An 11,597-nucleotide genomic window follows, 5' to 3' on the forward strand; every position below is an offset into this window, starting at 1 on the left:
CGCCCCGTTCCGCGAGCGCGCCGAGCAGGCCGCGCGCGCCAACGCGCTGCTGCGCGACACGCTCGGCCGCGTCGAGTCGCAGGTCCGCGCGACGAGCGACTTCGTCCAGACGCGGCGCGGCGCCGTCGGGCCCGAGGCGCGGACCCGGCTGTCCGAGGCGATCCGCCTGGTCGGCGAGGCGCGGGCGCTCCAGCCGACGGACCCGGTCGCAGCCCTGCAGCGTGCCCAGCAGGCCGACGGTCTCGCGCAGGCGGCCGCGCAGCTCGCACAGCAGGACGCGTCGCGCTGGGACGCCCAGCAGGCTCCGACCTACGGCGGAACCTACGGCGGCGGGTACGGCCCGCGCGGCGGTGCCGACATCGGCGGGATGGTGCTCGGCGGCATCCTCCTCGACTCGATCCTGCGCGGCGGCGGGGGCCGCGGAGGCCGCAGCGGCGGGTTCGGCGGCGGGTCCTTCGGCGGCGGGTTCGGGGGCGGGTTCGGCGGCGGAGGCTTCGGCGGCGGCCGGTCGGGCGGTCGCGCGGGCGGGCGCTCCGGCGGCCGCTCAGGACGCGGGGGCCGCTTCTAGCCCCGCAGGGACGGACGACGGCGGCTCAGGCCCACCCGAGACGAGCCACGGCACGACGACACGAGAGGACCACGATGGCCGAGAAGCAGAGCATCATCGGGCGGATCACCCAGCTCGCGCGGGCGAACATCAACGCGCTCCTCGACAGCGCGGAGGACCCGCAGAAGATGCTGGACCAGCTCGTGCGCGACTACACGAACAACATCGCCGAGGCCGAGCAGGCCGTCGCGCAGACGATCGGCAACCTGCGCCTCGCCGAGCAGGACTACAACGAGGACGTCGCCGCCGTGCAGGAGTGGGGCCAGAAGGCCGCCGCGGCGTCGGCCCAGGCCGACCGGTTCCGCCAGTCCGGCGACACCGCCAGCGCGGACAAGTTCGACAACCTCGCCAAGGTCGCGCTCGGCCGCCAGATCGCCGCCGAGCAGGAGGTGCGCCAGGCCGAGCCGCTCATCGCGAGCCAGCGCGAGACGGTCGAGAAGCTCAAGTCCGGCCTCACGACCATGAAGGACAAGCTCGGCCAGCTCAAGTCGCGCCGCGACACCCTCGTCGCTCGGCAGAAGACCGCGCAGGCGCAGCAGGCCGTGCAGGGCGCGCTCAGCTCCATCAACGTGCTCGACCCGACGAGCGAGCTGTCCCGCTACGAGGGGATGGTGCGCCGTGAGGAGGCCATGGCGATGGGCCAGGCCGAGGTCGCGGCGTCCAGCATCGACGCGCAGTTCGCCGAGCTCGAGTCCTCGGGCGAGCAGATCGAGGTCGAGGCCCGCCTCGCCGCGCTCAAGCAGGGTTCGGCCCCCGCGCCGCAGGTCTCCCCCACCCAGGTGACGCCCGAGATCGGCACCGGCACGCAGGACGCGCCCGCCTCTGGCTGGTGACGCTGGTGGTGTCCGCGGTGGGGGCGTCGCCGGTGCTCGGGCTGCCGCGGCTCCCTCGGCCAGGTACGCGGTGGTGGCGCCGCCGGTGCTCGGGCTGCCGCGCCGTCACCTTGGTCGTTCGGCCGTCGGTTCGCGCGCGCGGCTCTGACGCCCTTCGCATCCGACGTCGTCCCCACCGCTCAGTCGTCGGCTCGCCCTCGCGTCCCGCCCGGACCTGCGGCGGAACGGGTCGCGGCCGCATCAAGCCCGAACTTCAGGCAGGACGGTCGTCGGTGCGACCGGACCGAGGCCAGATGAGGCGGGCGCCGGAGCGAGGGAGGGGCCGGGTCGTGGCGGGTCTGGCGGGAGCCCGCGAGGGACGAGCGGGCGGATGGTAGACCCGGCCCCTCCCTCGCGCAGGTGACCGCCGGACGGTCGCTACCGGCAGGCGCCGGGCCGCGCGCGAGGCGTCAGGCGGAGACGGCTCCCCGGGCGACGGTGGCGCGGACCTCGGCGACGAACGACTCGGCGAGGCGGCGGCCGCCGTCGGCGATCTCGGCCGCGTGGGCGTCGTAGGCGGCGAGCACCGCGGCGGTGTCGACGTCGTCGTACCGGTCGCACCAGCCGGCGAGCGCCGCCCACGAGACCTCGGGGTGGAACTGGACGCCGACGGCCGAGCCGAGGCGGAACGCCTGGTACGGGTACATGTTCGACGACGCGAGCCACACCGCGGCCGGCGGCAGGTCGACGATGGCGTCGCCGTGCGCGCTCGCGACCCGCTCGACGGGCGCGTCGCCGCCGGCGAGCGCACCGAGCACGGGGTCGTCGGCAGCCTCGCGGCGCCAGAAGAGGCGGGTCGCGCCGACCTCGATCCCGGGCGGGGCGGCGACCTCGACGCGCCCGCCGCCGGCGACCGCGAGGAGCTGGGCGCCGAGGCAGATGCCGAGCGTCGGGACGCCGGACGTCGCCGCGGCGAGCAGCAGCTCGCGCAGGGCGGGCAGCCAGGGCGCGCGGGCGTCGTCGTACGCCGACATGTGGCCGCCGAGGACGACGAGCCCGTCGCCGACCTCGTCGAGCGCCGGGAGGGGGTCGCCGTCGAACGCGCGCACGACCCGCAGGTCGGCGCCGAGCAGGTCGGCGTAGGTGTCGAGCGTGACGTCCGGAGAGCTCTGGACGACCGTCAGCCGCACGTCGCCGGAGGCGCCCGGCGTGGTGTCGATGGGTGTCACGAGGGACGACCGTACCGAGTGGCCCCCCGCCCCGTGCAAACCCCGACGTCAGGGACGGCCCCGAGCAGCGCGTTCCCGGGCGTCCTGGCACGCCCCGCGGCTAGGCTGAGCGGCATGTCGGACCCCCACAGCGCCGCCGCCCCCGCGCCTCGGCGCACCTACCTCGTCGTCGACGGGGAGAACATCGACGCGACGCTCGGCATGAACGTCCTCGGCCACCGCCCGGCGCCCGAGGAGCGCCCGCGCTGGGACCGGATCGTCGACTTCGCGCGGCAGGCGTGGAGCCAGGACGTGACGCCGCTGTTCTTCCTCAACGCGTCCTCCGGCCAGATGCCGATGTCGTTCGTGCAGGCCCTGCTCGCCATGGGCTACCGGCCGATCCCGCTCGCGGGCTCGGCCCACGAGAAGGTCGTCGACATCGGCATCCAGCGCACCCTCGACGCGCTGCGCGACCGCCCGGGCGACGTGCTGCTCGCGAGCCACGACGGCGACTTCCTGCCGCAGGTCGAGGGGCTGCTCGGCGACGCGGACCGCCGTGTCGGCGTCCTCGCGTTCCGCGAGTTCGTCAACGTGCGGCTGTCGGAGCTGACGACGCGCGGCCTGGAGATCTTCGACCTCGAGGACCACGCGGGCGCCTTCACCGCCGTGCTGCCGCGCGTGCGCATCATCCCGCTCGAGGAGTTCGACCCGCTGCGCTACCTCTGACCGCCCGCCGCGGGCTGCGCGCGCTCACGCGTGCAGCTCGCGGTACAGCGGGGTGGGGAACGACGCCGTCGTGCCGTCGCCGCCGAGCAGGCCCGCGATGCGCGCCGCCTCCGCCGCGACCGCGGCCTCGGCGTCCGCGCCGACGTCCTCGAGCAGCCGGTGGACGGGCTCGCCGCCGCGACGCACGGTCCACGCGCCGACGATGCGGCCCTCCCACCAGACCGTCGCGCCCGCGTTGCCGATCGTGTCGAACAGCTGCGGCCGGTGCGGGCCGAGGTACCAGTCGCGCGCGGCCCAGCCCATCGTCGTCGGGTCGAGGGACGGCAGGAGCGCCACGTGGCCCTCCAGCGTCCCGGCGGGCAGGTCGAGGGACCCGTCGTCGAGCGTCGCGGGCAGCACGACGCCGGGCACGACGGCGGTCTCCCCCGTCCCGTCCGGCGCGCCGACCTCGAGCTCGACCTCCCGGACGCCGACGGCCGCGAGCGCCGCGCGCGTGTGCCCGAGGTTCCACCCTGTCCACCACTGCAGGTCCTTCTCGGTCGCGGGGCCGAACGTCGCGAGCCACGCCCGGGCGAGGTCGGCGCGCGCCGTCGGCTCGTCGAGAGCCGGGACGCCGTCGGGGAACCAGTTCTCCACGGGCGACCACACGTGCCGGTTCGACGACCACGAGCCGCGCGGCTCGCCGCGGACGACCGCGCCCTCCGCCGACAGCATCGACAGCAGCTGGCTCGTCGCGGTGCGCCGCACGTCCCACGACTTGCTCGTCGTCGGCAGGAACGCCGTGCGCAGCGCGGGCGCGGCGCGCGACAGGCTCGCGCCGTCGAGCGGGCCGTGCTCGAGCAGCGCCGCGTGCACCTGCCGCTCGGCCTCGGCGAGGAACGCGGCCGCGTCCTCGACCGGCGGCTCGGTCGGCAGTGTCGCGAGCGCCTTGAGCAGGCGCGCCCGGAGGCGCCGCCCGACGGCCGCGCCCGCCGCGGCGTGCACCACGGGGACCAGCTCGCGGCGCACCACGAACATCGTGCGGCGCATCGCGAGCACCTTGACGAGCGTGCGGCGGTCGTAGAGCGCGTCGCGCACGTCGGGGATCGTCAGGCCGGGGTGCCGCGCGAGCACCGACAGGTACACGCTCGGCGCGTCGGTCGCGTGCAGCGCGAGCACGCGGTCCACGACGTCCTCGACGGTGCGCGCGGCCGGCGTCCCGGGGAGATCCGTCGAGACCGCGAGCTGGCGCGCGACGAGGAGGCGACGACGCTGGTCCACGGTGATCCGCACGCCGTCATCCTGCCGCACCGCGCCCACGCGCGCGGGGCGCAGGGGTGGAGGGGCCTCCCAGGCGGCTCCCAGAGCGGCGGCGCACACTGGTGCCATGAGCACTCCCGAGGCACGCCTCGTCGTCGTCGACGACGAGCCGAACATCCGCGAGCTCCTGGCGACGTCCCTGCGCTTCGCCGGGTTCGAGGTGCACGCCGCCGCGGACGGGCAGAGCGCGCTCAGGCTCGTGCGCGACGTCGACCCCGACCTCGTGGTGCTCGACGTCATGCTCCCCGACATGGACGGGTTCACCGTCACACGCCGGCTGCGCGAGAAGGGCCAGCACACGCCCGTCGTGTTCCTCACGGCGAAGGACGACACGCGCGACAAGATCACCGGCCTCACCGTCGGGGGCGACGACTACGTGACCAAGCCGTTCAGCCTCGAGGAGGTCGTCGCACGCATCCGCGCCGTGCTGCGCCGCACCCACGCCGAGCCTGTCGACGAAGCAGTCCTGCGCTTCGCCGACCTCGAGATGGACGAGGACTCCCACGAGGTGCGCCGCGCCGGGATCGACGTCGACCTGTCCCCCACCGAGTTCAAGCTCCTGCGGTACCTCATGCTCAACGCGGGCCGCGTGCTGTCCAAGGCGCAGATCCTCGACCACGTGTGGCAGTACGACTGGGGCGGCGACGCGAACATCGTCGAGTCCTACATCTCCTACCTGCGCCGCAAGATCGACCACCTCACGGTGCCCGGGCCCGACGGCGACCCCGTCGCGCTCCCGCCGCTCATCCACACCAAGCGCGGCGTCGGCTACCTCCTGCGCCAGCCGCCCCAGGCGGAGACGTCCCGGTCCTCATGACGTCGGGTCCCGACCGCACGACGGCCGCCCGCCCGGACGCGCCCCCTCCGCCGACCCCGGCGCACCCGGACGACGCGGCCGCCCCGGCCGCCCCCGCGGCGTCGGGCACGACCGGCGTCCCCGGACCGCCTTCCCCGCACGGTGAGCACGGCGAGCAGCGCCCGACGGCGTCCCGACCGTTCGGCCGTCCCGTCCCCACCGGTGACTGGGGCTGGCTCGCGCGCGTGCCGCTGCGGGCGCGGCTCGTCGCGATCCTCGTGCTGCTGCTCGCGGCAGGGCTCGGGATCGCCTCGCTCGTCACGTCGACGGTCGTCTCGGGCTATCTGGTCCGGCAGGTCGACAGCCAGCTCGAACGCTCTGCGGAAGCAGTCGCCCGGGTCACGCTCAACGACCGGCTCGGGGAGACCACGCAGCTTCCCTCCGACTACTTCGTGCTCGTGCGCCCGCGGGGAGGAGAGGAGATCCCTCTGCGGTGGCCGCAGACGGTCAACCTGTACGGGGCGCCGCAGATCCCCGCGATGTCCGACCCGGAGGTGGAGGCGAGCCTCGGCGAGCCGTTCACCGTGGCCTCGGAAGGCGGGACGGACCCCGCCCAGTGGCGGGTCGTCCCGTTCTTCTACGGCTCGGAGCTCACCGGCGAGCGGGACGGCACAGCCTTCGTCGCGCTGCCGCTCACCGGCATCCACGAGACGGTCAAGTTCCTCGGCCGCGCGCTCGCGCTCTCCGCGCTCGGCATCGCGCTGCTCGGCGGCGCCGTCGCGTACCTCGCCGTGCAGCGCGCCCTGCGGCCGCTGCGCGAGATCGAGGAGACGGCGGCGGGGATCGCCGCGGGCGACCTCGCACGCCGCGTGCGTCCCGCTCCGCCGACGACGGAGGTCGGCTCGCTCGCCGCGTCGCTCAACGCGATGCTGTCCCAGATCGAGGAGGCGTTCGCGGCGCAGGAGGCCTCGGAGGCGCGGATGCGGCGCTTCGTCTCGGACGCGAGCCACGAGCTGCGCACGCCGCTCGCGACGATCCGCGGCTACGGCGAGCTCTACCGCATGGGCGCCCTCGACACCACGGACAAGGTTGACGACACCATGGTCCGCATCGAGGACTCCGCCACGCGCATGGGCGCGCTCGTCAACGACCTGCTGGCGCTCGCGCGGCTCGACGAGGGCCGGCCCCTGCGCCACGAGCCCGTCGACCTCGCCGCGCTGGCCCGCGACTCCGCGCAGGACCTGCACGCGCTCGACCCGACGCGCGAGGTCCGGATCGTCGGTCTCGCGCCCGGTGCCGCCGCGCCGGAGGCGCTGCGCGTCGTCGGCGACGAGGACCGGCTGCGGCAGGTGCTCGCCAACCTCATCGGGAACGTCGCGCGGCACACGCCCGCGGGCACGTCCGCGCAGATCGCGCTCGGGACGATCGCCGCGCCGCCCCGGCCCGACGGCCATGGGCCCGGTCCGGCGGGCGGTGCACCGGAGCGCGGCACCGCCGTCCTCGAGGTCCGCGACCACGGTCCGGGCGTCCCCGAGGGGCAGGAGAGCCGGGTGTTCGAGCGGTTCTACCGGGCCGACTCCTCGCGCAACCGCGCGTCGGGCGGCTCCGGGCTGGGTCTCGCGATCGTCGCGGCGATCGTCGCCGCCCACCGCGGGCACGTCGCGGTGCGCCGGACCGACGGCGGCGGCCTGACCGTGCGCGTGGAGCTGCCGCTCGCATCGTGACCGGCCCGTGACCCGTCGTGACGGCGGGGCGGCTAGCATGGCGGGTCGTCGTCGGTGGACCGGCCTAGGCTGGTGGCAGGCCCGCGGGCGACGCGGGCCCGCCGCAGGCACTCCCGCCGGCGGCCCGGCACGTGCCACGTCGTCGAAGAAGGCTGAGTTCATGGGCGTCACCAGTGTCGACGCACCGCAGTGGTTCCTCTCCTCGTTCGTCCGCAGCGCCCGAGGCGCCGGCGCGACCGCGCCGGACGACGAGATCCGCGCCGTCGGGCAGCGTCTCCTCGACCGCTGGGACGCGCCAGACCGTCACTTCCACAACCTGCGGCACCTCGCCGACGTGCTCGGTCGCGTCGACGAGCTGTCGCGGGAGACCCACGACCCCGACCTCGTGCGGCTCGCCGCCTGGTACCACGGCGCGATCTTCGACGCCAAGGGCAGGGCGACGTACGCGCGCAAGGGCGGGGAGGACGAGTCGGCGAGCGCCGCGCTCGCGCTCGCCGAGCTGACCGGGCTCGGGGTGCCGGACGACGCCGCCCGCCGCGTCGCCCACCTCGTCAACGCGCTCGTGCGCCACGCGCCCGACCCGGCGGACTTCGACTGCGCGGTGCTGTGCGACGCCGACCTCGCGATGCTCGCGGCCGAGCCGCAGCGCTACAAGGAGTACCTGCGGGACGTGCGCGACGAGTACGCGCACATCCCCGCCGAGGACTACGTGCGCGCCCGCATCGCGATCCTCACCAAGCTGCTCGACCGCCCGTCGCTGTTCTCGAGCCCGCTCGGCGCGGCGTGGGAGGAGCCCGCACGGCAGAACCTGGACGCGGAGCTGCAGCGCCTGCGCAAGCAGCAGAGCAAGCTGGCACAGGCCGCCTCGGCGTCCACAGCCCGGTCCGTCTGACGCTCCGTCCACAGGAGCACCGTCCTCGCGGTCGGGGCCCCGCTCACGTCGCTAGCGTCCCCGTCATGCCCGGCGACCGGTCCGGGGTGGTGCGGGCCGGCGCGGTCCGCCGGGAACGACGGAGGACGAGATGAGCAGGTACGAGGTCGACAGCGCGCGCGTCGCGCAGGCGAGCACGGCGGTGAACGGGTCGGTGACCGCGATCCGCGCGGAGGTCGCGGCGATGATGCGGCACCTGACCGACCTCCAGGCGTCGTGGCGCGGCGGGGCCGCGACGGCCTTCACGGGCGTCATGACGCAGTGGCAGGGCACGCAGACCCAGGTCGAGGCGGCGCTCGACGCCATCACGGCGGCCCTCAACTCCGCCGCGCAGACCTACGCCGACGCCGAGGCGCAGGCGTCGCGCCTGTTCGTCGCCCGCTGACCTCGCCGCACGACGAAGGCCGCCGACCGGGAGGACCCGGCCGGCGGCCTTCGTGCTGCTGCGCGTCAGGCCCGAGGGCCTGTCAGCGGCGGACTCGTCAGAAGTCCATGCCGCCCATGCCGCCGTCGGCACCCGGAGCGGCCGGGGCCTTCTCCGGCTTGTCGGCGACGACGGCCTCGGTCGTGAGGAAGAGCGCCGCGATGGAGGCGGCGTTCTGCAGCGCGGAGCGCGTGACCTTGACCGGGTCGTTCACGCCGGCGGCGAGGAGGTCCTCGTACTCACCGGTCGCGGCGTTGAGGCCCTGGCCGGCGGGGAGGCCCTTGACCTTCTCCGCCACGACGCCGCCCTCGAGGCCCGCGTTGATCGCGATCTGCTTGAGCGGGGCCGAGATCGCCGCGTTGACGATCTGCGCACCGGTCGCCTCGTCGCCGTCGAGCTCGAGCTTCTCGAACGCCGCGGCACCGGCCTGGATGAGCGCGACGCCACCACCGGCGACGATGCCCTCCTCGACGGCGGCCTTCGCGTTGCGCACCGCGTCCTCGATGCGGTGCTTGCGCTCCTTGAGCTCCACCTCGGTCGCCGCACCGGCCTTGATGACCGCCACGCCGCCGGCGAGCTTCGCGAGGCGCTCCTGGAGCTTCTCGCGGTCGTAGTCGGAGTCCGACTTCTCGATCTCGCCACGGATCTGGTTCACGCGACCCGCGATGAGGTCGGCGTCGCCCGCGCCCTCGACGATCGTGGTCTCGTCCTTGGTGACGACGACCTTGCGCGCCTGGCCGAGCAGGTCGAGCGTCGCGTTCTCGAGCTTGAGGCCCACCGTCTCGGTGATGACCTGGCCGCCCGTGAGGATCGCGATGTCCTGCAGCATGGCCTTGCGGCGGTCGCCGAAGCCCGGGGCCTTGACGGCGACGGACTTGAACGTGCCACGGATCTTGTTGAGCACCAGCGTCGCGAGCGCCTCGCCCTCGACGTCCTCGGCGATGATGAGGAGCGAGCGGCCGGCCTTCATGACCTGGTCGAGGACCGGGAGGAGGTCCTTCACGTTCGAGATCTTGGACTCGACGATGAGGACGTACGGGTCCTCGAGCACGGCCTCCTGGCGCTCCGGGTCCGTCTCGAAGTAGCGCGCGAGGAAGCCCTTGTCGAAGCGCATGCCCTCGGTGAGCTCGAGCTCGAGGCCGAAGGTGTTCGACTCCTCGACCGTGATCACGCCCTCCTTGCCGACCTTGTCGAGGGCCTCGGCGATGAGCTCGCCGATCGCGGCGTCACCGGCGGAGATCGCGGCGGTGGCGGCGATCTGCTCCTTGGTCTCGACGTCGACCGCAGCGTTGAGGAGCTGCTCGGTCACGGCGTCGACGGCCTTCTCGATGCCGCGCTTGACGGCGATCGGGTTGGCGCCGGCGGCGACGACGCGCAGACCCTCGCGCACGAGCGCCTGGGCCAGCACGGTGGCGGTGGTGGTGCCGTCACCCGCGACGTCGTCGGTCTTCTTGGCGACCTCCTTGACGAGCTCCGCACCGATCTTCTCGTACGGGTCCTCGAGCTCGATCTCCTTGGCGATGGAGACGCCGTCGTTCGTGATGGTCGGCGCGCCCCACTTCTTGTCGAGCACGACGTTGCGGCCCTTGGGGCCGAGCGTGACCTTGACGGTGTCGGCGAGCTGGTTCAGCCCGCGCTCCATGCTCCGACGAGCCTCCTCGTCGAACGCGATGATCTTGGCCATGGGGAATGATCCTCCGCTGGTGGCGTGTGGCGGTCGGCCGGCGCCCGCGACGGACGGCCCGCACGGGCGGCGTTCATGTCACGCCACCGGACGGGCCTCACCTGTCGACCTGGTGTTGTGCGCCGCGGCCGTCGTGGACGGCCGCCTGCGCTGGTCACTTCTGTCACTCTCACTCGGAGAGTGCTAACGCCATTATTGGCACTCGCGCCCGGCGAGTGCAAGGCATCTGCCCCGCGGCCGTATCGCCCTCGGCGAACCGCCCTGCCAGGGTCCCGACGCCGCTCCCCTAGGATGCGCGGTGTGATCCGCGCAACAACGACGTGGCGCCTCGGGGCCCTGGGCACGTTCGTGCTGGTCCCCGCCCTCGGCCTCACGGCGGCGACCGCCGCCGCCACCCCGACCGGCGAGCACATCGACCTCTACCAGGACGGTGTCGCCGTCACCGGTCACGCGCTCCTGCGCCTGCCGCCCGGCGCGGCCGCGACGTACCTCGACGGCAGCCGCGTCCTCGACCCGGCGAGCCTGGACCCGGCGCTGCTCGCGGAGGGCGTCGACCCCGCCGACGGCGAGGCCGACCGGCTCGCCCAGGTGGGCGGCGCCCCGATCGACGCCGCGCTGCTCCTCGACCACGCGGCCGCGCAGGACGCCGCCGCGTCGTCCCGCGCGTGGCTCGCGTCGGGCGTCGCCCCCGGGGCGGGCGGGCGGTTCGAGGATCTCGGCGAGGCGGCCCTGCTCGACCTGCGCTCGCTCGTGCTCGACAACGGGGCGTCGCTCGCCGCGCCCTCGCCGAAGTGGCGCTACGTGTGGCCGCGCGATGCGTCGTTCGCCGCCGCGGCGTTCGCGCGCACCGGCCACGTCGACGACGCGCTCGACGTCCTGGAGTTCCTCGCCCAGGTCCAGGAGGACGACGGGGCCTTCCACGCGCGGTACCTGCCCGACGGGTCCGGGGTGCCCGACGACCGCGGGCTGCAGTCGGACGGCACGGGCTGGGTCCTGTGGGCGGCGGACGTCGTCCTGACCGAGACCCCGACGGACGACCGCGCGGACGTCGCGACGCGGCTGCGGCCGCTCGTCGACGCGGCGACGGATCACGCGCTGACCCTCGTCGAGGGCGACGACCCCCTGCCGCCGCCCTCGAGCGACTACTGGGAGGTGGAGCCGACGTCCCTGACCCTCGGGACCGCCGGCCCCCTGCTCGCCGGGCTCGAGGCCGCCGCCGACTTCTACCGGCTCGCCGGCGCGAGCGGCCGGGCCGAGAGCCGGGTCGTCGTCCCGGCGGTCGCCCGCGAGGGCGGCGGGGCTCCCGCAGGCGCGGAAGACGCGGAGGACGCCGACGGCGCCGTGCACCTCGCCGAGACCCGCGCCCGGGAGCGCGCCGCGGCCCGG

Annotated in this window: 9 protein-coding genes and 2 pseudogenes; 8 read left to right on the forward strand and 3 right to left on the reverse strand. The window is 74.8% G+C overall.

Features of this window, described 5'->3' with window-relative positions:
• Together JZ5iCDA_RS11815 and JZ5iCDA_RS11820 are read left to right on the forward strand one after the other, a co-directional pair.
• Positions 1–568: pseudogene (locus tag JZ5iCDA_RS11815) on the forward strand (TPM domain-containing protein); the annotation flags it as partial.
• A 74-nt stretch (positions 569–642) separates the two neighbouring features.
• Positions 643–1,440 (forward strand): PspA/IM30 family protein, encoded by a 798-nt coding sequence (locus JZ5iCDA_RS11820; protein ID WP_069387357.1) that lies wholly within the window; start codon positions 643–645, stop codon positions 1,438–1,440.
• Between the two features lie 449 nt (positions 1,441–1,889).
• Here the strand turns inward: JZ5iCDA_RS11820 and JZ5iCDA_RS11825 are convergent, their stop codons facing one another.
• On the reverse strand, positions 1,890–2,648 hold the full coding sequence (locus tag JZ5iCDA_RS11825; RefSeq protein ID WP_253182061.1) for a type 1 glutamine amidotransferase: 759 nt from the start codon (positions 2,646–2,648) through the stop codon (positions 1,890–1,892).
• Positions 2,649–2,762: 114 nt separating this feature from the next.
• Here JZ5iCDA_RS11825 and JZ5iCDA_RS11830 point away from each other — a divergent pair, with 114 nt between their 5' ends.
• Positions 2,763–3,353: an NYN domain-containing protein gene (locus JZ5iCDA_RS11830; protein WP_069387358.1), complete on the forward strand. Its 591-nt coding sequence runs from the start codon at positions 2,763–2,765 to the stop codon at positions 3,351–3,353.
• A gap of 24 nt (positions 3,354–3,377) precedes the next feature.
• Here the strand turns inward: JZ5iCDA_RS11830 and JZ5iCDA_RS11835 are convergent, their stop codons facing one another.
• Positions 3,378–4,625, reverse strand: a complete 1,248-nt coding sequence (locus JZ5iCDA_RS11835) for a winged helix DNA-binding domain-containing protein (protein WP_069387359.1) — start codon at positions 4,623–4,625, stop codon at positions 3,378–3,380.
• A gap of 94 nt (positions 4,626–4,719) precedes the next feature.
• On the opposite strand from JZ5iCDA_RS11835, the gene JZ5iCDA_RS11840 reads away from it, so the two are divergent.
• The 4 genes from JZ5iCDA_RS11840 to JZ5iCDA_RS11855 all read left to right on the forward strand — a co-directional run bounded on the left by JZ5iCDA_RS11840 (position 4,720) and on the right by JZ5iCDA_RS11855 (position 8,488).
• Positions 4,720–5,469 carry a response regulator transcription factor gene (locus tag JZ5iCDA_RS11840; protein WP_069387360.1) on the forward strand — a complete coding sequence of 250 codons (750 nt, stop codon included), beginning with the start codon at positions 4,720–4,722 and terminating at the stop codon, positions 5,467–5,469.
• Positions 5,466–7,172, forward strand: a complete 1,707-nt coding sequence (locus JZ5iCDA_RS11845; RefSeq protein ID WP_083259951.1) for a sensor histidine kinase — start codon at positions 5,466–5,468, stop codon at positions 7,170–7,172. Before JZ5iCDA_RS11840 ends, JZ5iCDA_RS11845 begins: the two co-directional genes overlap by 4 nt.
• Before the next feature lie 160 nt (positions 7,173–7,332).
• Entirely contained in the window at positions 7,333–8,064 is a 732-nt protein-coding gene (locus tag JZ5iCDA_RS11850) for an HD domain-containing protein (protein WP_069387361.1), read from the forward strand.
• A 130-nt stretch (positions 8,065–8,194) separates the two neighbouring features.
• The gene (locus JZ5iCDA_RS11855) at positions 8,195–8,488 is read left to right on the forward strand and encodes a WXG100 family type VII secretion target (protein WP_069387362.1); all 294 of its coding nucleotides are present in this window, start codon (positions 8,195–8,197) and stop codon (positions 8,486–8,488) included.
• A gap of 97 nt (positions 8,489–8,585) precedes the next feature.
• Here JZ5iCDA_RS11855 and groL read toward each other — a convergent pair whose 3' ends face one another.
• Entirely contained in the window at positions 8,586–10,211 is a 1,626-nt protein-coding gene (gene groL, locus JZ5iCDA_RS11860) for a chaperonin GroEL (protein ID WP_069387363.1), read from the reverse strand.
• 300 nt (positions 10,212–10,511) lie between these two features.
• Between groL and JZ5iCDA_RS11865 the strand changes: the two are divergent.
• A pseudogene (locus tag JZ5iCDA_RS11865) lies at positions 10,512–11,597 on the forward strand (hypothetical protein); the annotation flags it as partial.

The sequence above is a fragment of the Cellulosimicrobium cellulans genome, from assembly GCF_001722485.1.
GTDB lineage: Bacteria > Actinomycetota > Actinomycetes > Actinomycetales > Cellulomonadaceae > Cellulosimicrobium > Cellulosimicrobium cellulans_A.

Coding starts and splice junctions, on each gene's coding strand:
- JZ5iCDA_RS11840 (WP_069387360.1), top strand. CDS start 4,720: ATGAGCACTCCCGAGGCACGCCTCGTCGTCGTCGACGACGAGCCGAAC.
- JZ5iCDA_RS11845 (WP_083259951.1), top strand. CDS start 5,466: ATGACGTCGGGTCCCGACCGCACGACGGCCGCCCGCCCGGACGCGCCC.
- JZ5iCDA_RS11820 (WP_069387357.1), top strand. CDS start 643: ATGGCCGAGAAGCAGAGCATCATCGGGCGGATCACCCAGCTCGCGCGG.
- JZ5iCDA_RS11850 (WP_069387361.1), top strand. CDS start 7,333: ATGGGCGTCACCAGTGTCGACGCACCGCAGTGGTTCCTCTCCTCGTTC.
- JZ5iCDA_RS11855 (WP_069387362.1), top strand. CDS start 8,195: ATGAGCAGGTACGAGGTCGACAGCGCGCGCGTCGCGCAGGCGAGCACG.
- groL (WP_069387363.1), bottom strand. CDS start 10,211: ATGGCCAAGATCATCGCGTTCGACGAGGAGGCTCGTCGGAGCATGGAG.
- JZ5iCDA_RS11830 (WP_069387358.1), top strand. CDS start 2,763: ATGTCGGACCCCCACAGCGCCGCCGCCCCCGCGCCTCGGCGCACCTAC.